The 23217-nt window shown below is 71.1% G+C and carries 18 protein-coding genes; 7 read left to right on the forward strand and 11 right to left on the reverse strand.

The window, feature by feature from the left end; translation table 11 throughout:
• Both ACFY1L_RS40395 and ACFY1L_RS40400 read right to left on the reverse strand, forming a co-directional pair.
• Positions 1-231: transposase (locus ACFY1L_RS40395; RefSeq protein ID WP_388837024.1), on the reverse strand; the 231-nt coding region annotated here is incomplete at its 3' end.
• 178 nt (positions 232-409) lie between these two features.
• Complete coding sequence (locus tag ACFY1L_RS40400; protein ID WP_388836341.1) at positions 410-2404, reverse strand: Ig-like domain repeat protein; 1995 nt, start codon at positions 2402-2404, stop codon at positions 410-412.
• A 478-nt stretch (positions 2405-2882) separates the two neighbouring features.
• On the opposite strand from ACFY1L_RS40400, the gene ACFY1L_RS40405 reads away from it, so the two are divergent.
• Positions 2883-6887: an AAA family ATPase gene (locus ACFY1L_RS40405; protein WP_388836344.1), complete on the forward strand. Its 4005-nt coding sequence runs from the start codon at positions 2883-2885 to the stop codon at positions 6885-6887.
• Between the two features lie 188 nt (positions 6888-7075).
• On the opposite strand, the gene ACFY1L_RS40410 is transcribed toward ACFY1L_RS40405, so the two are convergent.
• Positions 7076-7822 (reverse strand): glycosyltransferase family 2 protein, encoded by a 747-nt coding sequence (locus ACFY1L_RS40410; RefSeq protein ID WP_388836347.1) that lies wholly within the window; start codon positions 7820-7822, stop codon positions 7076-7078.
• 66 nt (positions 7823-7888) lie between these two features.
• Positions 7889-8302, reverse strand: coding sequence for a hypothetical protein (locus tag ACFY1L_RS40415; RefSeq protein ID WP_388836349.1), 414 nt, complete (start codon positions 8300-8302; stop codon positions 7889-7891).
• Between the two features lie 221 nt (positions 8303-8523).
• Between ACFY1L_RS40415 and ACFY1L_RS40420 the strand changes: the two genes are divergently transcribed.
• Complete coding sequence (locus tag ACFY1L_RS40420; RefSeq protein ID WP_388836351.1) at positions 8524-9024, forward strand: hypothetical protein; 501 nt, start codon at positions 8524-8526, stop codon at positions 9022-9024.
• Here ACFY1L_RS40420 and ACFY1L_RS40425 read toward each other — a convergent pair.
• Positions 8957-9751 (reverse strand): TIGR03943 family putative permease subunit, encoded by a 795-nt coding sequence (locus tag ACFY1L_RS40425; protein WP_388836354.1) that lies wholly within the window; start codon positions 9749-9751, stop codon positions 8957-8959. The genes ACFY1L_RS40420 and ACFY1L_RS40425 overlap by 68 nt on opposite strands.
• Positions 9748-10827 (reverse strand): permease, encoded by a 1080-nt coding sequence (locus ACFY1L_RS40430; protein ID WP_388836357.1) that lies wholly within the window; start codon positions 10825-10827, stop codon positions 9748-9750. The genes ACFY1L_RS40425 and ACFY1L_RS40430 overlap by 4 nt, the downstream gene beginning before the upstream one ends.
• A 192-nt stretch (positions 10828-11019) precedes the next feature.
• Between ACFY1L_RS40430 and ACFY1L_RS40435 the strand changes: the two genes are divergently transcribed.
• The gene (locus ACFY1L_RS40435) at positions 11020-12897 is read left to right on the forward strand and encodes an NAD-binding protein (protein ID WP_388837027.1); all 1878 of its coding nucleotides are present in this window, start codon (positions 11020-11022) and stop codon (positions 12895-12897) included.
• 102 nt (positions 12898-12999) lie between these two features.
• Here the strand turns inward: ACFY1L_RS40435 and ACFY1L_RS40440 are convergent, their stop codons facing one another.
• Positions 13000-14835 (reverse strand): S9 family peptidase, encoded by a 1836-nt coding sequence (locus ACFY1L_RS40440; protein WP_388836360.1) that lies wholly within the window; start codon positions 14833-14835, stop codon positions 13000-13002.
• A 152-nt stretch (positions 14836-14987) separates the two neighbouring features.
• Here ACFY1L_RS40440 and ACFY1L_RS40445 point away from each other — a divergent pair, with 152 nt between their 5' ends.
• Both ACFY1L_RS40445 and ACFY1L_RS40450 read left to right on the forward strand, forming a co-directional pair.
• Complete coding sequence (locus tag ACFY1L_RS40445; RefSeq protein ID WP_388836363.1) at positions 14988-15362, forward strand: nuclear transport factor 2 family protein; 375 nt, start codon at positions 14988-14990, stop codon at positions 15360-15362.
• A 45-nt stretch (positions 15363-15407) separates the two neighbouring features.
• On the forward strand, positions 15408-16187 hold the full coding sequence (locus ACFY1L_RS40450; protein WP_388836366.1) for an SURF1 family protein: 780 nt from the start codon (positions 15408-15410) through the stop codon (positions 16185-16187).
• A 39-nt stretch (positions 16188-16226) separates the two neighbouring features.
• On the opposite strand, the gene ACFY1L_RS40455 is transcribed toward ACFY1L_RS40450, so the two are convergent.
• The 4 genes from ACFY1L_RS40455 to ACFY1L_RS40470 all read right to left on the reverse strand — a co-directional run bounded on the left by ACFY1L_RS40455 (position 16227) and on the right by ACFY1L_RS40470 (position 21022).
• Positions 16227-17270, reverse strand: coding sequence for a hypothetical protein (locus ACFY1L_RS40455; RefSeq protein ID WP_388836369.1), 1044 nt, complete (start codon positions 17268-17270; stop codon positions 16227-16229).
• A gap of 107 nt (positions 17271-17377) precedes the next feature.
• Entirely contained in the window at positions 17378-17983 is a 606-nt protein-coding gene (locus ACFY1L_RS40460) for a SigE family RNA polymerase sigma factor (RefSeq protein ID WP_388836372.1), read from the reverse strand.
• Between the two features lie 539 nt (positions 17984-18522).
• Entirely contained in the window at positions 18523-19581 is a 1059-nt protein-coding gene (locus ACFY1L_RS40465; protein WP_361275559.1) for an aspartate-semialdehyde dehydrogenase, read from the reverse strand.
• 163 nt (positions 19582-19744) lie between these two features.
• Positions 19745-21022: an aspartate kinase gene (locus ACFY1L_RS40470; protein WP_388836376.1), complete on the reverse strand. Its 1278-nt coding sequence runs from the start codon at positions 21020-21022 to the stop codon at positions 19745-19747.
• A 276-nt stretch (positions 21023-21298) separates the two neighbouring features.
• On the opposite strand from ACFY1L_RS40470, the gene ACFY1L_RS40475 reads away from it, so the two are divergent.
• Both ACFY1L_RS40475 and ACFY1L_RS40480 read left to right on the forward strand, forming a co-directional pair.
• Positions 21299-22027 (forward strand): tRNA-dependent cyclodipeptide synthase, encoded by a 729-nt coding sequence (locus ACFY1L_RS40475; protein WP_388836379.1) that lies wholly within the window; start codon positions 21299-21301, stop codon positions 22025-22027.
• Positions 22017-23204, forward strand: coding sequence for a cytochrome P450 (locus ACFY1L_RS40480; RefSeq protein ID WP_388836382.1), 1188 nt, complete (start codon positions 22017-22019; stop codon positions 23202-23204). Before ACFY1L_RS40475 ends, ACFY1L_RS40480 begins: the two co-directional genes overlap by 11 nt.
• Positions 23205-23217 lie beyond the last annotated feature (13 nt).

The following is a 23217-nucleotide window of genomic DNA, read 5'->3' on the forward strand; positions in this document are numbered from 1 at the left end:
TGCCCCTGCGTCGGTGAGGACGGTCTTGGGCGAAGTCCCGTTGCGGGAGTTCCCCGAGCCGTGGCCTGCGGGATCTCCGCGTTCGTAGCCGAGGTATTCGCTCATCTCGGCTTCCAGGGCCCGCTCCAGCACGGCCCGGGTGATCTCCGTCAGCAGCCCGCCCTCACCGAGCAGGGCCGCCCCTGAGGCGTCAGCCTTGTCGAGCAGTCGCTCGACGACCTCGTCAACCATCTCGTCGTCGGCCACGTACGCGGCCGCTTCGTCTTTGTCTGCCATGACTCGTCCGATCCGCCCGGCCCGAGGGCCCGAGGGCGAGCCCCGGGCCAGGTTTTCACATCACGGACTTACACGATCTTTCAGACACGCTCATCGAATCCCTGGCACGCTGTTGGCCGGCCCCAGTCGGCGATCAGCTCGTGAAGATGAAGTACTTCCACGTCCCATACGTCGTCGAGTTCACGTTGTCGCCCGACTTCGTATCGATGTAGGACGAGCGGATGCGGAAGCGGACGCCCGTCGGTGGGGTACCGGTGAGTTCGAGGGTGTCCTCGCCGGCCGAGCCGAGGACCAGGTACTCGGAGTGCGTGGTGGTCCAGGCGCCCTGGTAGTAGCCCTGCACCTCCACCTTGTACTTGCGGCCGGTGTACGGCGTCATCGTGGTGTCGAAGACGGGGTCCTTGGACTTGTGGAAGTAGCGGTAGGTCTGGTTCCAGGCCGTCGCCGTCTTGTAGTAGCCGCTGAGGGCCGTCGCGACCTTGGCCCGTGCGCCCACGGTGCTCGTGACCGTCGCGGGCGCGTAGCGGGTGTCGCCCGTGAACTTGGCGGTGAGCTTGGTGTCCCGGGTGAGGTAGAGGGTGGCGGAGAGGTTTCCGGAGGAGTCGACCGTGCCGGACTTGACCAGCTTGTTGGGCTTGTCGGAGCCGTACGGGTCGGCGTAGATCTCGACGGTGCGGTTCTTGTATGTCGTCCCCAGGTGCGCCGTGACCTTCACCGGGGTGTTGTACGCGTACACCTTGCCGTTGTTGGAGAGGGTCAGCGCCGTCGCCGTGCGGGTGACGTTCACCGTTGCCGTCGCGGTGGCGGCCGCGTGGTACTCGTCGCCCGCGTAGCCGACCGTGTACGTGACCTTGTCGCCGGCCGGCGGGGTGTCGGCGAAGGAGTACGAGCCGTCGGCGCCGACCGTCGCCGTGCCGAGCGCCTTGCCCGACGGGGACTCGGCGTCGGTACGGCGGACGGAGACCGTCGTGCCGGACGGGAAGGCCGCGTTCGAGGTCAGCTTGCCCGTGACCGTGAGCGACTTGGCGCGGGGCGCGGTGGTCGGGGCGGTCGCCGTGAGGGTGGTGTCCGCCTTGGTCGGGTCGTCGAGGACGCGGAGCGAGTAGACGTTCGAGTCGTTGTACGACACCGCGAACAGCTTGCTCGCGTCCGGGGCCCAGGCCAGGCCCGAGGGCGCGAGGGTGTCGGCGCCGCTGCTGTTGCCGGTGTTCGGGAAGTCGTACTGCCGCACCGGCGTGGAGATGCCCGGCTCGAAGATGTGGACGTCCGGGTCGTACCAGGAGAAGGTGCCCCCGGCGACCGCGCCGTTCGGGGCGATGTCGACCGCGTTCGGGTAGGCGTTGGAGGTGTAGCTGCCGTCCTCGGACAGGTCCGAGAGCTTGAACACCTGCTGCTTGTAGGGGGAGCCGCTGGCCGTGACGACGTCCTTGCCGTCCGGGGTGACGGCGAGGTCGCTGAGGTCGCTGCTGCTGCCCGGGTCCCAGGCGTACGCGGTGCGGGTCGCCGAGCCCGTGGACACGTCGAAGACGGCGAGCTCGTTCGGGCTCTGCCCGGAGGTGCCCGCGACGACGGAGTCCGGGGCGCCCGGCGAGGAGGCCAGGATCGGGGCGTCGTTCCAGGTCTTGGTGGTGTCCTGGTGGAGCGTCACGACCGGATCGGTGCCGCTCAGGTCGAGCGAGCCGATGTTGCCGGTGCCGGATCCGCGGTAGCCGAACCAGAGCTTGCCGCCGGCCAGGGCCGGGTATTCGGGCTGGGTGCCGTCGCCCGTCGGGTAGCGATGGGCCTCGGTGGCCGTGGCCGTGTCGATGGCGACGATCGCGTCGGCGTCCTCGACGGCCGCGTACAGGGTGCCGGAGTCGGCGGAGAGCTCGAGGCCGCGGACGCCGGGCAGCGAGTCGATCGTGCCGACGACGGTTCCGCTGTAGTCGGTCGCGACGATCTTTCCGCCGCTCGGGTCGCTGATGAAGACCCGCTGGTGGACGCCGTCGACGACGACGTCACCGGTCGAGGTGACCGGCAGGACGATGCTCGAGTCGGCCAGCGCGGGCGCGGCCGACGTGACCGCGAGCGCGGCCGAGCAGAACAGGACCGCGAGCGCCGTCGCGGCCGGAAGAGTGCGTGTGCGCACGGTGGTTTCGAACCCCCCGGAACGAAAAAGAGCCCCTGCTGAACTGGGGAAGTGAGCGGAGCGTAGGTCACGCGGGTGACAGCAGTTGCAAAGGAGGGTCAATGATGATCAAAAAGTCCGCCGCAATGATCAAGGCGATCAGAAAGCATTCCGCGCCGTTCGGCTCCGGTCCCTCCCCTCGTGGGGACCGGCGCCGAACGGCGCGGATCTCGCGGGCTCAGGCGATGTGTCCTACACCGCCGTCCCGTGGCTTCTGCGGAAGCTGGCCGAGAACGTTCGGCCTCTTGGGGGGTCTCCCCGAGCGCTGAGCCGATGGCCTGCGCGGACAGCGCGTGACGGGCTCGCTACTGCGTCGTGATCCTGCCAGCTGCGCCTCCCGGTGGGGAGGTTCCGGTTCCGGTCCGGACGCTTAAGTCGCAGGTCAGCCGTATAAAGTGAGTTTTCCGGTCCGGATGTCCAAACGCGGGGGGAGTAAGGGGTGGAGGCCTTGAGTTCCGACTCAGGGGCACGTACTGCCTTCGCGGAACGGCTCGCACTGCTCTACAAGGAGGCCGGCAACCCTCCCCTCACGCGCGTGGCCGAGGCGGTCGTACAGCTTCAGCGGGTGGACGAGCGGGGACGGCCCGTACGGGTGTCCGCGCAGCGGATCAGTGACTGGCGGCGGGCCAAGAACGTGCCGGCGCAGTTCGCCGCGCTCGCCGCGGTGCTCCATGTCCTGATACCTCAGGCCCGGCGTGCGCGACCCACGCCCGTTTCGGCCGGTTTGTACGACATGGCGCAGTGGCAGCGGCTCTGGGAGCGCGCCGTGGCCGACCCGGCCGGCGAGCGGCCCGCCGCTTCCGCGGAGGTGGAGGAGGGGACCCCGGGCGAGGCGTCGGCCGTCCCCGGTGTGTGTCCGTACCGGGGGCTGGCGTCCTACCGGCAGGAGGACGCCCGGTGGTTCTTCGGGCGGGAGCGGAGCACCAACGCCCTCGTGGATCAGCTGCGGGCGGCGGAGAAGTCCGGCGGACTGGTCATGCTCGTCGGTGCCTCGGGGGCGGGGAAGTCCTCGCTGCTGAACGCCGGTCTGGTGACCGCCCTGCGGGACGGCGCGCTCGGCGACGAGGAGGGCCGGGCGGCGGCTGCAGGGGTCGTACAACTCGTGCCCGGCAGTGATCCGCTCGCGGAGCTGACGCGGCGGATCCCAGAGCTGGAACCCGTCGTTTCGTCGTCGGCGGAGGCCGGTACTCCGCGGTTCACGGCCGCGGTCCATGGCGCCGTCACGGCGTGGATGGGGCGCGAGGGGAGCGACGGTGACCGTCCGGTGGTCATCGTGGACCAGTTCGAGGAGGCCTTCACCCTCTGCCCCGACGAGGCGAGCAGGCGCACGTTCGTGCAGGTTCTGCATGCCGCGTGCGCGCCCGCCGGGCCGGACGACCCGGCGCCCCTGCTGGTGGTCCTCGGCATCCGGGCCGACTTCTACGACCAGTGCCTCAGGTATCCGGAGCTGGCCGACGCGCTGCAGCACCGGCACATGGTGCTCGGGCCGCTGACGACGGCGGAGCTGCGCGAGGCGGTGACCGGGCCGGCCAAGGCCGTGGGGCTGGAGCTCGAACCGGGCCTCGCGGAGCTGATCGTGCGGGAGGTGAGCGCCGACGGCCCCCGCGGCACGCACGACGCGGGCGTACTGCCGCTGCTGTCCCACGCCCTGCTCGCCACCTGGCAGCGGCGGAAGGCGGGGAGGCTGACGCTGGCCGGTTACCGGGCGGCGGGCGGAATCCAGGGCGCGGTGGCGGCGACCGCCGAGCGGGCCTGGTCCGGGCTCGATCCGGCGGCGCGTACGGCTGCGCGGCTGCTGCTTCTGCGGCTGGTCCGGCTCGGCGAGGACACGCAGGCCACCCGGCGGCGGGGGACGCGGCGGCAGCTGGCGGAGGAGTCGACGGACCCGGGCAAGACGGAGGAGTCGCTCGAGGCGCTGGTCCGCGCCCGGCTGGTGACGCTCGACGCGGAGACCGTGGAGATCACCCACGAGGCGCTGCTGCACGCCTGGCCGCGGCTGCGCGACTGGATCGACGAGGGCAGGAACGACCATCTGGTCCGCCAGCGCCTGGAGGAGGACGGCCGCGCCTGGGAGGGCTCCGACCGCGACTCCTCGCTGCTGTACCGGGGCTCGCGGCTGGCACAGGCCCGCGACTGGGCCAAGTCCGCCGGCGACACCCTGCTGACCCGCAGCGCGGTGGAGTTCCTGGCCGCTTCGGTACGGCTGCGCAGGCGCGCCCTGGTGATGCGGCGCGGTGCGGTGTCCGCGCTGGTCGTGCTGTCGATCCTGGCCGTCGGCGCGGCGGTCCTCGCCTGGCAGCAGCGCAACGACGCGGTGTTCGAGCAGGTGGTCGCCGAGGCGGACCGCGTGCAGTACACCGACCCCTCGCTCTCCGCCCAGCTGGACCTGGTGGCGCACGACCTGCGGCCGGACGACGCCGGCACCAACAACCGGCTGATCTCGATCGTGAACGCGCCGCTGGCCACACCGCTGCTCGGCCACACCGGCGCCGTCTACCTCACCTCGTTCAGCCCGAACGGCAAGGTCCTGGCCACCGCCAGCTACGACCGCACGGTCCGGCTGTGGGACGTCAGCGACCGCTCACACCCGAAGCCCCTGGGCAAGCCGCTCACCGGGCACACCAGTTGGGTGAGCACCGCGGTCTTCAGCCCTGACGGCCGCACCCTCGCCAGCGCCGGTGACGACGGCACGGTACGGCTGTGGGACGTACGGGATCCCGCGCATCCCAAGCCGCTCGGCACTCCCCTGACCGGCCACACCGGCACGATCTACCTGCTCGCCTTCAGCCCGGACGGACGCACGCTGGCCTCCGCCGGCGAGGACCACACCGTACGGCTGTGGGACATGACCGATCCGGGCCGGCCGAAGGCGCTCGAGCCGCTGACCGGCCACAGCGCCGCCGTGCGTTCCGTGGCCTTCAGTCCCGACGGGCGGCTGCTGGCGGCCGGTGGCGACGACAACACGATCATGCTGTGGAACATGGCCGATCCGCACCACCCGAAGGCGATCGACCGGGTGCTGAAGGGCCACACGGACACGGTGCACTCCGTGGCCTTCAGCCCCGACGGGCACACCCTCGCCAGCGGCAGCGCCGACGACACCATCCGGCTGTGGGACGTCACCGACCCGTCCCGCGCCGCCCAGCTCGGCTCGCCGCTGACCGGCCACACCGGTCCCATCTGGTCGGTGGCCTTCAGCCCCAAGGGCAGCATGCTCGCGGCCGGCAGCGCGGACAGCACGGCGAGTCTGTGGAACGTCAGCGACCCGGCCTTCCCCTCGCAGGTCGGCGAGCCGCTCGCGGGCAGCAGCGGCGAGATGTACGCCATCGGCTTCAGCCCGGACGGCCGCACCCTGGCCACCGGCAGCGGCGACAGCAAGGTCCGGCTGTGGTCGGTGCCGACGTCGGACATGGTCGGCGCCTTCGGAGCATTCCGCCCGGACGGGCAGGTGCTCGCCATGGCCGCGCGCGACGGGCGGATCCGGCTGTGGAACGTGAGGGTTCCCGGCCGGCCCGTGGCGATGGGCGAACCGTTCATGCCCGCGGACGGCGGCCAGCGCCAGCTGGCCTTCTCCCCCGACGGCCACACGCTCGCCGTGATGAACGGACGCCGGAAGCTGTACCTGTGGAACGTCACCGACCCGACCCGGCCGGTCTCCTACGGGACGCCCCTCACCATGCGGACCCGCTTCACCGGAACCGACGCGCTGGCCTTCAGCCCGGACGGCCGCACGCTGGCGACCCCCTACGACGACCGCACCATCCAGCTGTGGAACGTCGCCGACCCGTCCCGCGCCGTCAAGTTCGGCGCACCGCTCACCGGCCACAAGGGCTACATCAACAGCCTCGCCTTCAGTCCGGACGGCCACACCCTCGCCAGCGGCAGCGCGGACGCAACCATCCGGTTCTGGAACGTCGCCGACCCCCGCCGTGTCACCCCCCTCGGCGCACCGCTCACGGGACACGGCGGACCCGTCAACGTCCTCGTCTACAGTCCGGACGGCCACACGCTGGCCAGCGGCAGCGACGACGACACGGTCCGGCTGTGGAACGTCACCGATCCCCGCGACGCGACCGAGGAGGGCAAGCCCCTGACCGGTCACACCGAAGCGGTCGTGTCGCTCACCCTCAGCCAGGACGGCCGCACGCTGGCGAGCGGCGGCAACGACAACACGGTCCGCCTGTGGAACGTGGCCGACCCCTCCGAGGCCGCCCCGATCGGGCAGTCGATGAGTCCCAACGCCAAGACCGGCAACTTCCTTTCGTTCAGCCCCAAGAGCCACATGCTCGGGGTGTCGAGCGGCGCCGACACCGTCCGGCTCTGGAACCTCGACACCGACGACGCCATCCGGCACATCTGCTCGACCACGCAGGGCGTTCTGACGGCGGAGAAGTGGCACGAGTACCTGCCGCGGCTCTCCTACGAGCCTCCGTGCGGCCATTAGCGGCGGGTGACGGGCGTAGATCCGGTGATCCAGATCACAACTCGCCGTGATAGCCGAGCAGGCGACTCCCGCTGCACCTTTCGTCTTGTTAGTCTTGGCCATAGCCCGATCGCTAGTGCATCCCCCGTCGCTAGCGGTCGGGCCTTCTCATGTCCGGCGGAGGCCGTCGGTGAGCCCGGGACTTCCCCTCACGCGATGCCGGTCCAGGCGCGAAGGGCGTTGGCATGCTCCTGGATCAACGACATCCGGGCCTCCCATTCCTCTCCGGCCTGGTGATGCGGGTGCGTGGTGATCTGCCCGGGGTGCTTGCGGTACATGAGGCCGGTGTCGCCGATGAACCAGCCGTCCGCCAGGGCATCGAGTCCGAGCAGAAGGCCCGTGTCACCGGAGGCCGGCAGGGCCATCCACCCGCCGAGCAGCGCCAGCAGGGGGCGCCGCACGCACAGCGTGGCGGGGTGAATCCGAGGCCGACGGTGCTCGGCCCAGAATCCGTACGCGCTCCCGCGCGGGAGCCGGCCGGGCTCCGGATCGCCGTCGAAGGAGACGGTGCTGCCGTCATCGAGGAGGTCGAGCACTCGGGACGTGGTCCAGCCCACCGCGGGGTGCTCCTCCAACACGGCGATGTCGCGCGCGAGAGCTCCGGCGGTGAGCTGGTCGTCGGCGTCCAGGTTCTTCACGTAAACACCGGTCGACCGGGCGAACGCCAAGGTCCGCGCCACGTGCGGGCCGCCACGTCGGGACGCCGAGATCCGGATGCGCGGATCGTCCGCCGGAAGATGCGCGGAGCTTCGAACGTCGCTTCCGTCCTCCTGCACACACCACTCCCATGACCAGCCGTCAGGAAGGTCCTGGGAGCGAAGAGACGCGTACGCCTCCGAGAGGAACCGCGCACCCTCTCCGTGCACAGGCGTGACAACCGAGATGATCCCGTTCATACGGGCCAGCTTACGAAGTGATCGCGAACGACTTCCGCGGCCCGCGGACTTCGGGTGGCGCAGGCCCTAGCGGTCGCCGCCGGCGGTCGCGAGCCAGTGGGCGAGCCTGCGTACGGTGGTCTCGTCGAGCCGGTCGACGATTTCCTGTACGGCGGCCAGGTCGTCCGGCGCGAGGTCGTAGACGCCGGCCTTGGCCAGGCCGGACATGAGGACCTGGCGGCGACGGCTGTCCATGCGCTCGGCGAGCCTGGTCGGCTCCTTGGGGGCGGTGGACGGTGACTGCGCGGTCGGCGCCGGCGCTGGGGCCGAGACGTCGTAGCGCTGCCAGGTGCCGTCCTTCGGGCCCCAGAGGCTGACCGTGAGGCTCTCGCCGCGGGCCCGGACGGTGTGGGCCATCTCGCCGAGCGCGTACTGCACGGGGGCCCGGTGCGGGGACTCGGCGCACACCTGCCAGGACGTCGAGGCGGGTGGGCAGAACATCGCGACCCAGCGTGGGGGGCCTGACGGTTGCGGGCTCTGGGGACGGGTCTCCACTGCGTTCACCCCTTCATGCACCTCTTCGGAAGCTGCTCGGCGGCACGGGGACCATAACTGACGGTCCGTCAGTTATCCAGACCCGCACGCTTCTGTCCTCTTCACGGCCGACGTGGCACCCTGCCTCCGCCCCCGAGCCGAGAAGACCTCCAGCCGAGGAGACAGAGATGAGCGCGCTCACAGACGGTCATGGCGCTCGTGCCCGGAGCGCCTACGACCGTGCCGTCGCCGCATGCCGGTACGCCGGAGTCGACCGGGCCGCGGCCGAGCCGGTGCCGAGGAGCCCCACCGAGCGGGCCGCCAACGCCCTGCGGCTGACCGCCCAACTGCTCGACGGGCTCGCGGCGGGCGCCCCCGACCCGGCCGCGGACGCCCGCTGCGCGCGCAATGCCACGGCCGCAGCCGCGCTCGCCGCTCAGGTGGCCCAGTCGCACGACGGCAACGAGGCCGCCGCCCACGCCCTGCGCGCCGCCCTCGCCGCCTCGCAGGCCGCCGCAACCGCGGCCGGCGGCACGGCGGCGGGACGTGACGCGGCCCTGAACTCCGCCGCCGACAACGCCGAGGAACGCGCGGTCGCCGCCGCACGGGACGCCGGCTGGATCACTGGTTCCAGCTCTCGTCGTACGGGTCCTTCGGCGTCGGCACCGGTTTCGCCGACGTCACCTTGAGATATGGGATCGGGCCGTTGTTGACGGGGTCCTTGGTCTGCTTGGCGGTGTAAGTGCCGGTCACCTCCAGCCACTTGTCCGGTTCCAGGACCGGGGGGATCCTGCCCGTCAGGGCGATCTTCACCGGCTGGGCGTCGGCGGCACAGCAGTTGAGGGCCATGCGGACCAGGTAGGGGGCACCGGTGCGGTCCAGGGCGACGAAGCCCGTGATCTTGATCTGGCGGCCGGTTATGGAACGGCCGTGGCCGTAGACCGCGCGACCCGCGTAGTCGACCACGCCGAGGCGGAGCGGCCCGGCGGCGGGCAGGGAGTTGTAGCCGTACGGCTTCTGCAGTGCCGTACCGGTGCGCATGGCGCTGTACGAGCCGAGGGCAGGCGGGGCCACCAGGATGAGGGCGAGGAGGGGGAGGACGAGGAGCCAGGAGACGCGGGGTTCGCGGTGGACATGGCCGTCGCCGTGGTCGTGACCGTCGCCGTGGTCGTGACCGTCGCCGTGATCGTGGCTGTCGCCGAGGTCTTGGGAGTGCCCGTCGCTTCCCTTCCCCTTCCGTCCCCGCCACTCGTACCAGACCGTCGCCAGCGCCGCCGCGATCAGTACCGCGCCCGACAGCAGCAACAGCGGTTGCAGGCCTGCCTTGACGTAGCGCAGGTAGAGGTCGGTGAAGCCCGCGTGCAGCAGCGCCGCGCCCGTGAGGAACAGGACCGCCGCCTGTGCCTGGCGGTTCACAGGAGCACCGCCCCGGTCAGGACCGCACCCGCGATGGCGAGCGCGAAGGTGGCGGGGGCGAAGCGCAGGGCGAAGCCGCGGCCGAAGGTGCCCGCCTGCATGGCGAAGAGCTTGAGGTCGATCATCGGGCCGACGATCAGGAACGCCAGCTTGGCCGTGAGCGAGAACTGGGTCAGCGAAGCCGCCACGAACGCGTCCGCCTCCGAGCAGATGGACAGCAGTACGGCGAGGATCGCGAGCGCGAGGATGGCGACGACCGGGTTGTCCGCCGCCGTGCGCAGCCAGCTCGCCGGGGCCACCGCCTTCAGCGTCGCCGCGGCCATCGCGCCGATGACCAGGAAGCCGCCCGCGTGCATCACGTCGTGCCGGACCGAACCCCAGAAGGCGGCGCCCCTGCTCTGGCCCTCGTAGTGCGGACGCTCCGGCAGGCGCAACCAGTCGGTGCGGCCCAGGCGTTGCCACAGCCAGCCCATCACACAGGCCACGAGCAGACTGCCGACGAAACGGGCCAGAACCATTTCGGGGTTGCGGGGGAAGGCGACCGCGGTCGCCGTCAGCACGATCGGGTTGATGGCGGGAGCGGAGAGGAGGAAGGCGAGCGCCGCGGCCGGGGTCACGCCCCGGCGGACCAGCGCCCCGGCCACCGGTACGGACGCGCACTCGCAGCCCGGCAGCACCGCGCCCGCCATTCCGGCGACCGGCACCGCCAGCGCGGGTCGCTTCGGCAGGGCGCGGGCGAAGAACGACGCCGGTACGAACACCGCGATCGCCGCCGAGAGCAGCACGCCGAGGACGAGGAAGGGCAGCGCCTGGACCAGCACGGCCACGAACACCGTCATCCAGCTCTGCATCACCGGTGCGGAGAGCGCACCGCGGATCGGGCCCTGCAGCAGCACCAGCAGGAGCAGCACCATGGTGAGGATCAGCGGGGACTTCGACTCGCGCTGTCCGCCGCCGGCCGCCTTCTCGTGGGACTCCGGAGGACGGTCTGCCGGCTCCGGATGGTGTTCTGCCGGATCGTGGCCTACCGGCTCATCGCTGTCCGCCCCCGTGGGGGCTGCTTTGGTGATGGCCACGGGCGAGGTACCTCCGGTGGTGCGCTGCGGAAGGGCGCTGGTCTTCCTCCCCTTCAGTACGGCGGGGAGGCGGTGGATGTTCAGTGACCGTGCACGATCGTTGCTGGAACCACCTGTCTCATTGAGGCAGTCTTCTCCCTCGTGGGGAGCGTTCCGAATCAAGGGCAGCCGAGTGGTGATGCGTCCGCGCACATGGTGGTGTGCGGCGACGACGGGCTGGCCCATCGGCTGGCCGCCGAACTGCGGGGTGTCTACGGCGAGCAGGTCACCCTCGTCGTCCCGCCGTCCGAGCGCGGTGTCCTGCCGCCGGTGGTCGGGCGGGCCCGGGCCACGACCGCGGCCCTGATCGACCGCGTGAGCGCGGCCGTCAACCGGGGGAACGGCACGGCCACCGCCGAACCCGTCGGCAACGGCCATGTCGTGGAGGCCGCCGAGCCGGTCGAGTCCGTGCTCGCGGAGGCGGGCGTGGAGCGGGCCGCCGCGCTGGCGCTGGTGTACGACGACGACGAGACCAACATCCGCGCCGCCCTCACCGCCCGCCGCCTCAACCCCCGGCTGCGGCTGGTCCTCAGGCTCTACAACCGGCGGCTCGGGCAGCACATCGAGGAACTCCTCGACCAGGCGGCCGCGTTGGCCGCGGGCGACGGGGACGGATCCGGCTTCGACGCCTCCACCACCGTGCTGTCCGACGCCGATACGGCCGCGCCCGCGCTGGCCGCCACCGCCGTCGCCGGCACCAGCAAGGTCGTACAGACCGACGGGCTGCTGCTGCGCGCGGTGGAGCGGACGCCGCGGCCCGGGCAGGTGGCCCAACCAGGGCTGGCCACCTTGGCGTTGCTGTCCCCCGACGGTGCCGAGACCGGGGGCGAGCACGGGCCGGAGCTGCTGCCCGACGCGGCGGCGGTCCGGGCCGCGACCGGTCGCGGCAGCGTCGTACTGGAGCAGGTGTCGTACGCCGGGCCCGAACTGCCGCCCGCGCGCGGGGCCGTGGCGTTCGCGTCGCTGTTCTCGCGGCGGCTGCGGTGGTCGCTGGCGGGCATGGTCGGATGCGTGGTGGCGCTCGCGGTGGCGTTGTGGCTGGTGACAGGGATGCATCCGCTGAGCGCGTTCTATCTGACGCTCCTCGATCTCTTCGCCATCGACGACCCTGCCATCGGCGCCTCCGTCGGGCGTCAGGTCCTTCAACTCCTGTCCGGTCTGGTCGGGTTGCTGCTGCTGCCGGTGCTGCTGGCCGCGGTGCTCGAGGCGCTCGGCACCTTCCGGACCGCGTCCGCACTGCGCAAGCCGCCGCGTGGGCTGGGCGGTCATGTGGTCCTCCTCGGGCTCGGCAAGATCGGTACACGGGTGCTGACCCGGCTGCGGGAACTGCACATCCCCGTGGTGTGCGTCGAGTCCGACCCCGACGCGCGCGGGCTGGCGACGGCGCGGCGGCTGCGGGTGCCGGTGGTGCTCGGGGACGTCACGCAGGAGGGTGTGCTGGAGGCCGCGAAGATCCACCGTGCGGATGCGCTGCTCGCGGTGACCAGCGCGGACACGACGAATCTCGAGGCCGCGCTGTACGCCCGAAGTGTCCGGCCGGATCTACGGGTTGTGCTGCGGCTGTACGACGACGACTTCGCGACCGCCGTGTACCGGACGCTGCGGGCCGCGCATCCGCGGGCGTCCACCCGGAGTCGGAGTGTGTCTCATCTGGCTGCTCCTGCGTTTGCCGGGGCGATGATGGGGCGGCAGATTCTGGGGGCGATTCCGGTGGAACGGCGGGTGTTGCTGTTCGCCGCGGTGGATGTGGGCGGGTATGCACAGCTGGAGGGAAAGACGGTCTCGGAGGCGTTTCGGGCGGGGGCGTGGCGGGTGTTGGCCTTGGACACGGGGGTCTCCGGCGGGCGGCGGGAGGAACCTGCCGCCGAGGAGGCGTACGAGGATGCGCGGCCGGTCGCCGGGGCTGGGCTGGTGTGGGAGCTGCCGGACAACTATGTGCTGCGGGGGTCGGATCGGGTGGTGCTGGCGGCTACGCGGCGAGGGTTGGCGGAGCTGCTGGGGCGGCGGCCGCGAGAGCGGGCCGGAGCCTGAGAGGCACCCGCTGCTGGGGCGGGGGGTGGGTTCGCTCGCCCGCGCTTGCGGGGTGCCGCCTGCGCCCACCCGTGCCGCCCCAGCGGCACGACTGCCCGCAGGCTACGGCGATGCCGTGGCCCCACCCCCCAAGTGCCGCTCCGCGAAGTCCAGTTCGAGCCGCACCTGCTTGATCCGTTCGTCCACCACCAGCGAACCGTGCCCCGCGTCGTAGCGGTACACCTCGTGGATCGCGCCCTTCGCCTCCAGCCGCTTGACGTAGTTCTCGATCTGGCGGATGGGGCAGCGGGGGTCGTTGACGCCGGCCGAGATGTAGACCGGGGCCTTGACCTCGTCGACGTAGGTCAGGGGGGACGAGGCCTCGAAGCGTTCGGGGACCTCCTCCGGGGTGCCGCCCAGCAGGGTGCGGTCCATGGCCTTCAGGGCTTCCATCTCGTCGTGGTACGCCGTGACGTAGTCGGCGACCGGGACCGCCGCGATGCCCAGGGCCCAGGCGTGCGGCCGGGTGCCGAGGCCGAGGAGGGTGAGGTAGCCGCCCCAGGAACCGCCGGTCAGGATCAGACGGTCGGGGTCTGCCAGACCCGAGCTCACCGCCCAGGCGCGGACCGCCTCGATGTCCTCCAGCTCGATGAGGCCCACGCGGTGCTTCAGGGCGTCCGTCCAGGCGCGGCCGTAGCCCGTCGAGCCGCGGTAGTTGACCCGCACCACCGCGTACCCGTGGTCGACCCAGGCCGCCGGGCCCGCCGCGAACGCGTCGCTGTCGTGCCAGGTCGGGCCGCCGTGGATGTCGAAGACCGTGGGCAGCGGGCCCGTCGCGCCGGCCGGCTTCTGGACCAGGGCGTGGATACGGCCGCCGGGGCCGTCCACCCAGACGTCCTCCACCGGCACCGAGCCCGGGGACTTCATGCCCGGCGGGTCGAGGACGACCTCGCCCGTCGTCGAGCGGACCGCCGACGGCTCGGCGGCCGAGGACCAGAGGTACTCCACGCGGCCGTCGGGGCGGGCCGTGGCGCCGGAGACCGAGCCGGGCGGGGTCGGGATCCTCTCCAGGGCGCCGCCCGCGAGGTCGTACCGGAACAGCTCGCTGCGGGCCTCGAAGCTGTGCACGATGAGCAGGCCCGTGCCGTCCGGGTACCACTCGGCGCCGACGTCGCCCGGCAGGTCCAGGGCCAGGTCGGTCTCCTCGCCCGTCGCCACGTCCCACACCAGGGGCTCCCAGCGGCCGCGGCGCTGGTGGCCGATGAGCAGGCGGGTGTCGCCGTCGACCGGCGCGAAGCCCAGGACCTCCAGGCCCAGCTCCTTGGTGCCGCCCTTGGTGTCGTCGAGCTCGGTGACCGCCGTGCCGTCGGGACGCAGGACGCGCAGCGCGGAGTGCATCGCGTCGCCGTGCTCGGTGTGCTCGATCGCGATCAGCGAACCGTCGTGGGAGAGGTCGCCGACACCCGCCGACTCGCGGTGGCGGTAGACCTCCACGGGGTCCTCGCCGACGCGCGCGAGATGGATCGTCGTACCGTCCTCGTCCGTGGAGCGCCCGACGATCGCCGTGCGGCCGTCGCGGCCGAGGGCCAGGCCGGCAGGGTAGGAGGCCTCCAGGCCCGGGGCGGCGAGCTCGTCCGGGCCGCCCGCGAAGGGCTGTCTGCGCCAGACGCCGAACTCGTCGCCGTCCTTGTCGTCGAACCACCAGATCCAGGCGCCGTCCGGGGAGAGCACACCGTCCGTCGTGCCGTTCGGCCGGTCCGTGACCTGGCGTTGCTCGTCCGTCGCCCGGTCCCAGGCGTACAGCTCGTAAGTGCCGGTGGCGTTCGACACGAACAGCGACCGGTCGGGGGCGTCCTCCGCCCAGTCCGGCAGCGACACCCTCGGCGCCCTGAAGCGCTTCTCCCAGTCCGGCATCTGTTCGTCCCGCTCCGGCGCGGCGGGCCCGTTGCTCTCAGTCATGGCCCCATACTGCCTGCTCGCTGTGACAATGCGCCGACGGGATCCCCAGCCTGTGGACAACTTCTACCGGTCGCTTACCAATCCCCTCCTGAGCAGGACGGACGGCATCGGCACGGACCGATTGTCAGTGGCGGGGTGCAGACTCTTTCGGCATGACCGATCTGCGCAAGACAGTCGAGAGGTTCTGGGCCGCCGCCGAGGCCCGGGACTGGGACGCATTCGCCGACACCCTGGCCGAGGACGTCGTCTACACCCTGCCGCAGACCCGCGAGCGGATCAGCGGCCGGGAGAGGTACGTGGAGTTCAACCGGGAGTATCCCGGTGACTGGCACCTGCGGATCGAGCGGATCGTCGCCGAGCCGGAACAGGTCGTCAGCTGGCTGCGGTTCACGGTCGGGCTGGAGGAGATGTACGGCATCTCCTTCTTCACGGCGGACGCGTCCGGTCGAATAGCCGCCGTCACCGACTTCTGGCCGGAGCCCTACGAGCCCCCGGCCGGCCGGGACCACCTGGCCGAGCGGTACTGAACCCCGAGGCCCGGCCCCGCACGGCGGCCCCGTACCTTTGAAGGCGTGTACCGGTTTCTGCTGACGTCCCGATGGTGGGGGATCAACGTCTTCGTGCTGCTCGCCATCCCCTTCTGCATCTTCATGGGGTCCTGGCAGCTGAGCCGTTTCGAGGACCGCGTCCAGGACCACCGCGACGCGACCGAGCAGGTCACGACGGACCGGCACGAGGCGGCCCGGCCGCTGAAAGAGCTGCTGCCCGTGGACAAGGCCACGTCCGGCAGGCAGACCACCGCGACCGGGCGCTACGGCAAGCAGCTGCTCGTCCCGGACCGCCAACTGGACGGCAAGCGCGGCTTCTACGTGCTGACCCTGCTGCGCACCGACGGCGGCAAGGCGCTGCCCGTGGTGCGCGGCTGGCTGCCGGGTTCCGCCGACGCCTCGAAGGCGCCCGCCGCGCCCAGCGGTGAGGTCACCGTCACCGGTGCGCTGCAGGCGTCCGAGACGCCGGGGGACAACGGGGTGAGCGCGCAAGGCGGGCTGCCGGACGGGCAGACCGCGGCGATCAGTTCGGCCTCGCTGGTGAACCTCGTGCCGTACGACGTGTACGACGCGTGGGTCACGCTGGACAAGGCGGACGCCGGGATGACGGCCGTGCCGGCGACCGCGCCGGCGGACTCCGGGCTGGACCTGAAGGCGTTCCAGAACCTCGGCTACACCGGCGAGTGGTTCGTCTTCGCCGGGTTCGTGGTGTTCATGTGGTTCCGGCTGCTGCGGCGCGAGATCGAGTTCGCGCGGGATGCGGAAATGGGGTTGGTGGCGGAAGAGGAGAAGGTCACCGTCTGACGCCGGGAGCCGCAGCCCCCGGCAACAACTGCGGGGAAGTCACGCCCCGGCCAGCACCCCGGTGTAGATGACCGTCCCCGCGCACGCGTTGGACACCGACACCGAACCCGACGCCGAACCCGCCGCCGGCGTGTACGACACCGTGACGCTGCCGTCCTCGGTGCCGTCCTCCGTGAGCATCTGCGTCGTCACACCGCTGTCCGTGCCGCTGGACGTGGTGCCCGAGCTGCTGTTCCCGTCCGGCGTGGGCGTCGGGCTGGCGGTGGGGCCGCCGTCCGTGGTGCCGCCCGAACTGCCGCCGGTGGTGGGACAGGTCTCCGAGGGGACCCAGGCGAACTGGATCGCGTAGGTCGCGCCGGGCTGCAGGACGAGCGAGGCGACCTCGCTGGAGGGGTCGGGGAGGCTTGCCGCCGCGTCTCCGGCGGCATGGCGGGCGACGCTGATCTTCGAGGAGTCCGCGGCGCCCTGCGCGAGCGGGGTCACCGAGCCGGGAGCATCGACGCTGCAGGCGGTGGTGGAGGTGTTGGCGACGACGAAGCTGCCGTAGACCGCACCGGAGGAGTCGGGGGAGCCGACGGTCGGACTGGGCGCGCCGAGCTGGGCAGCCGTGCACACCGGGGCCGTGGCGCTGGTGGCCGAGGGGTCGCCGCTCGAGTTGCCGCTCGCGCCCGTGCCGGTGCCCTTGTCCTTGCCGTCGCCCTTGGTGTCGCCCTTGCCCTTGTCCTCGACCTTGCCGGAGTTGCCGCCGGCAGTGCTCTCACCGCCGCCCGCGTTTTTTCCCTGGCTCGCCCCGCCCTGGGCCTGCGAGGCCTGGCCGACGGCCGACGGGTTGACGTCGGAGCCGGTCGCGTTGGACACGTGCAGCAGGGCCGGGACGGCGGTGCCGATGAACAGCGCGGCGGCCGCCATGCCGACCATCGCCTGCCGCTTGCGGGCGCGCCGGGCGGGCACGGCCCGACGCAGGTGGTCCAGCGAGCCGTTGCGCGGCTCGACCGTCTGCACCGCCTGGTGCAGCATCCTGCGCAGGGCCAGCTCGTCCGAGTCGAGCCCCTCGGGGTTCTGGTCGTCGGGGCCGTGGTTCACAGTTCCGTTCCCAGCGTGCGATTGCCTGTGCTCTTGCAGTCGTGTCGGCTCATGCCAAGCGAAGGGCTCATGTCTGTCATGGGAGTCACGTCCCTCCCGGTCCCTGTTCATGCCGGCGCCTCCATCGCTATACGGAGGGCTGCGATGCCGCGGGAGCCGTACGCCTTGACCGAGCCCAGCGATATGCCGAGCGTCTCGGCGACCTGGGCCTCGGTCATGTCGGCGAAGTAGCGCAGTACCAGGACCTCGCGCTGGCGGCGCTGCAGCCCCTTCATCGCCTTGATGAGGGAGTCGCGCTCCAGCTGGTCGTACGCACCCTCCTCGGCGCTCGCCATGTCGGGCATCGGCTTCGACAGGAGCTTGAGGCCCAGGATGCGGCGGCGCAAGGCGGAGCGGGAAAGATTGACGACCGTCTGACGCAGGTAGGCGAGCGTCTTCTCGGGGTCGCGGACGCGCTTGCGTGCGGAGTGCACGCGGATGAAGGCCTCCTGGACGACGTCCTCGCAGGAGGCGGTGTCGTCGAGCAGGAGGGCGGCGAGACCGAGCAGCGAGCGGTAGTGCGCGCGGTAGGTCTCGGTGAGGTGATCGACGGTCGTCCCGGCCGCCGCTGTGTTCTCGGCGTGCTCGGAGCCGTCACGCTGATTCGGGATGCGGGTGGGCCGCGCTGCGGGCATGGGCGCGATCACCGGCATGCCGCCGGGCGTACCGGGCATGCGGGGTCGGAGGGACGGGCGGGGCGGCCGTAGGGCCGTGCCGCGCGCCGCCGCAGAGAAGTCGAGTACCTCAGCCACGCCAGTTGGACACGTTTCCCCCCGTCAGGGTTGTACGTGCCGGGCATCACTTTTACGCCGGCCACTCCCCCCTCGTATGCACCCCGTGCCGCAACCGGCTGTCTCGTGTCAGGCAGCACTACTGACCGTGCGTCAAACGCCCTCATGCCTACCCGCTCTTCCCCTATGTCCTGAATGACCGAGGTGTCCCCACACCTCGTAGCGCATCCCCGCACCCCTAAGGGCGTTCGCAAAGACGCTCCCCGCCCTTCGCGCGGTTGCGGAGAGCGGGGAGGAAATCTTCGGATGCCTTGGTGGCCCGAGGCAAGTGGTACGGACCATTAGCCGGGCCACATGTTCGCCCACAGATCCTACAAACCAACGGGCCCACGGCCAGGGGTTTTCCGGCAGTAACCCCTTACTTGTACATGTGTTGCACGCAACACGGCACGTCATGGGAGCGCGACCACCGTCACAGCCCGTCACCTGAACTCGGTCGCCACCAGCTCTGCGATCTGTGCGGTGTTGAGGGCCGCGCCCTTGCGCAGGTTGTCGCCGCAAACGAAGAGTTCGAGCGCCGTGGGGTCGTCGAGGGCGCGCCTCACCCGGCCCACCCAGGTCGGGTCGGTGCCCACGACGTCGGCCGGCGTGGGGAACTCCCCGGCGGCCGGGTCGTCGAAGAGGACGACGCCGGGGGCGGTGGCGAGGATCTCGCGGGCCCCGTCGACGGTGACCTCGCCCTGGAAGCGGGCGTGGACTGTGAGGGAGTGCGTGGTGACCACCGGCACCCGTACGCAGGTGACGGCGACGGGCAGGTGGGGCAGGCCGAGGATCTTGCGGGACTCGTCCCGCACCTTCATCTCCTCCGAGGACCAGCCGTCCTCGCGCAGGGAGCCGGCCCACGGCACCACGTTCAGCGCGACCGGCTCCGGGAACGGCCCGGTGTTGTCGCCGACGGCCCGCCGTACGTCACCGGGGCTGGTCCCCAGTTCCGTACCGGCGACCAGGGAAAGCTGCTGCCGCAGGGTGTCCACACCGGCGCGCCCGGCGCCGCTCACGGCCTGGTACGAGGAGACGACCAGCTCGCGCAGCCCGAACTCGGCGTGCAGCGCGCCCAGGGCCACGATCATGGACAGCGTCGTGCAGTTGGGGTTGGCGATGATCCCGCGCGGCCGGCGACGGGCGCAGTGCGGATTGACCTCGGGGACGACCAGCGGCACGTCCGGGTCCATCCGGAAGGCGCCGGAGTTGTCCACGACCACCGCGCCCTTGGCGGCGGCGACCGGCGCCCAGCGCTCGGACACCTCGTCGGGCACGTCGAACATGGCGACGTCGACCCCGTCGAAGGCCGCCTCCGTCAGGGCCACCACCTCGACCTCCTCGCCGCGCACGGCCAGCTTGCGGCCGGCCGAGCGCGGCGAGGCGATCAGACGGATCTCGCCCCAGATGTCCGCGTGCTGGGACAGGATCTGGAGCATGACCGTGCCGACAGCCCCGGTCGCTCCCACGACCGCAAGCGTCGGTCCAGCGCCTGCCGTCACCTTCCCGCCTGCCCCGCGACGCCTGGCACGCACGCTCGCCGCGTTGCCGGAGTGCCCACGTGACTCCGCCACGCGGGCCCTCCGGCGCCTTGCGATCGCACGCACCAGACGCCGCGCGGCCCGCCCTCCGGGCGGACGACGGGAAGGTGACGGCAGGCGCTGGTCATCGCCCGGTGCCTCCGTAGACAACGGCCTCGTCGCTGTCGGAGTCGAGCCCGAAGGCGGAGTGGACCGCGCGCACGGCGTCCGGCACGTCGTCGCCACGCGTGACGACCGAGATGCGGATCTCGGAGGTCGAGATCAGCTCGATGTTCACGCCCGCGTCGGAGAGCGCCTCGAAGAAGGACGCCGTGACACCGGGATTGGTCTTCATGCCGGCGCCGACCAGGGAGATCTTGCCGATCTGGTCGTCGTAACGCAGCGAGTCGAAGCCGATCGCGGTCTTCGCCTTCTCCAGGGCGTCGATGGCCTTGCGGCCCTCGGTCTTGGGGAGGGTGAAGGAGATGTCCGTCAGCCCGGTGGAGGCGGCGGACACGTTCTGCACGACCATGTCGATGTTGATCTCGGCATCGGCGATGGCACGGAAGATCGAGGCGGCCTCGCCCGGCTTGTCCGGGACGCCGACGACCGTGACCTTGGCCTCGGAGGTGTCGTGCGCGACACCGGAGATGATGGCCTGCTCCACCTTCTTGTCCCCTTGCTCGATCGGCTCACTGCTGACCCACGTGCCCTGCAGTCCGCTGAAGCTGGACCGGACGTGGATCGGGATGTTGTAGCGGCGGGCGTACTCCACGCAGCGGTGGAGCAGCACCTTGGAACCGGAGGCGGCGAGCTCCAGCATGTCCTCGAAGGAGATCCAGTCGATCTTCTTCGCCTTCTTCACCACGCGCGGGTCGGCGGTGAACACGCCGTCGACGTCGGTGTAGATCTCGCACACCTCGGCGTCGAGGGCGGCCGCCAGCGCCACCGCGGTGGTGTCGGACCCACCGCGCCCGAGCGTGGTGATGTCCTTCTTGTCCTGGCTGACGCCCTGGAAACCGGCGACGATGGCGATGTTGCCCTCGTCCAGCGCGGTACGGATACGACCGGGCGTCACGTCGATGATCCGGGCTTTGTTGTGGACGGAGTCGGTGATGACGCCTGCCTGGCTGCCGGTGAAGCTCTGGGCCTCGTGGCCCAGGTTTTTGATCGCCATGGCCAGCAGTGCCATGGAGATACGCTCTCCGGCGGTCAGTAGCATGTCGAACTCACGCCCGGCCGGCATCGGAGATACCTGCTCGGCGAGATCGATCAGCTCGTCCGTCGTGTCGCCCATCGCGGAAACGACGACAACCACCTGGTTGCCGTTCTTCTTCGCTTCCACGATTCGCTTGGCGACGCGCTTGATGCCCTCGGCATCGGCTACGGAGGAGCCTCCGTACTTCTGCACGACAAGGCCCACGTGCGCTCCTCGCTCGTCCCGTATCTTTCCGCAGATACGCATCCGTACTGCGGTCGGCTCATTTTATCGAGCGCCCGAAATCCACCCACGTGGAACCACATGGTGAGACCGGCCGCTCCAGCACGGACCCTGCCCCACCCCGACGTGAACACTCCGCAAAGTGGGCCAGGTCACCCGTTGACGCTCTGAGTAGCCGCCCGATAACTTCGCGTCGTCGTCGCCACACCAGGAGCACACGGCTCCATCGGGACTAGCGACGCGAAGGATTCTCCTTCCTTGACGACTGCGACCGTTTCCGAGATCCAGCACGTCACACCCGCCGACCTCTTCGAGGTCCGGCCCTTCACTCCCCACTGCGAGGTCATCCTCACCGCCGCCGACCACGCCGTGATCGGCGTCTCCCCCGGCAACAGCTATTTCTCCGCGAGCCGGATCCACGACCTGGCCCACTGGGGCCTCGCCCTCTTCGAGCGCGTGGACTTCGTCTACACGGACCTGCACGTGGCCGAGATGTACGAGGCGTCCGGCTATACGGCCGACGACGCGCGCCGCAAGGCGGTGAAGAACCTGCGCGGCGTGCGGGCCAAGGTCCTCGGCGCCGTGCAGGAAGCCGACCCCGGTGGCAGCCGCCTCCGGGCGCACGCCATGTCCGACTTCCGCGACAACACCGCCTACCGCGAGATCCACGAGGACCTGCGCACCCGCCTGACCTCCGACGACGAGTTCCGCACGACCTGCGAACAACTCGTCGACGCCTTCCTCGCGACCAAGGACCAGCAGGTGACCGTCCGGCAGCGCGAGGTCTGCATGGAGTACGTCACCGCCGAGGCGCCCCTCTTCCTGGACACCCCCGCCATCCTGGGCGTCCCCTCCTCCCTCAACTGCTACCACCAGCTCCTGCCGATGGCCGAGCTGCTCTACTCGCCCGGCGCGGGGCTGCGCGCCTCCCGCAACCAGGGCCATGCCATCGTCACGCCGGCCGAGGGGGACACGGATGTCCGCTGACCTGCTCATCGACTTCCCGTTCTCCTGGCGGGGCGACCAACTCCCCGCCGAGGTCGAGGAGTTGCGCTCCACGACTCCCGTACGGCGCGTGCGCACCATCGCGGGCGACGTGGCGTGGCTCGTGTCGTCGTACGAACTGTGCAAGCAGGTCCTGGAGGACCCCCGGTTCAGCCTGAAGGACACCTCGGCCCCGGGCGTGCCCCGGCAGTACGCGCTGACGATCCCGCCCGAGGTCGTCAACAACATGGGGAACATCACCGGCGCCGGACTGCGCAAGGCCGTGCTCAAGGCGCTCAATCCGAAGAGCCCGGGACTGGCGGAGTGGCTTTGGTCCTACGCCGCTGAGCTCGTCGACGGGCTGGTCCGCGAGGGCGCCCCCGTCGACCTGCGGGGCGGTTTCGCCGACCCGTACTCGTCCGGCATGCACTGCCGCATCCTCGGCATCCCGCAGGCGGACGCGCCCCGGCTGATGCGCAGCCTGGACATCGCGTTCATGAACTCGGCCTGCCCGGTCACCGGCGCCCGGCTCAACTGGGACCGGGACATCGCGTACATGACCGAGCGGCTGGACGACCCGTCGACCACGGGTCTGATGGCCGAGATCGCCGCCCTGCGCGACGACCCCGACTACGCGCACCTCACCGACGAGATGCTCGCGACGGTCGGCGTGACGATGTTCGGCGCGGGCGTCATCTCGACGTCCGGCTTCCTCACCATGGCGCTGGTGTCGCTGATCCAGCACCCGGAGTTGCAGGAGGAGCTGGTCGCGGACCCCGGGAAGATCCCCGCGGCCGTGGACGAGCTGCTCCGCATCAACCTCTCCATCGGCGACGGACTGCCGAGGCTCGCGACCGAGGACGTACTCCTCGGCGACGTGAAGGTCGCGGCCGGCGAGCTGGTGCTGGTCCTGGTCGAGGGCGCGAACTTCGACCCGGCCGCCTTCCCCGACCCGCACACCGTCGACCTGAGCCGCGCCAACAGCACGGCCCACCTCTCCTTCGGCGGCGGCCGCCACTACTGCCCCGCCACCGCGCTCGGCCGCAGGCATGCCGAGATCGCCCTGGAGACCCTGCTGGAGCGGATGCCGCGGCTGCGGCTCGCGGTGCCGGTCGAGCAGCTGGTGTGGCGGACGGGGTTCATGAAGCGGATCCCGGAGCGGTTGCCGGTGATGTGGTGACCGCCTGAGGGTC

The organism is Streptomyces sp. NPDC001663 (assembly GCF_042893105.1).
GTDB lineage: Bacteria > Actinomycetota > Actinomycetes > Streptomycetales > Streptomycetaceae > Streptomyces.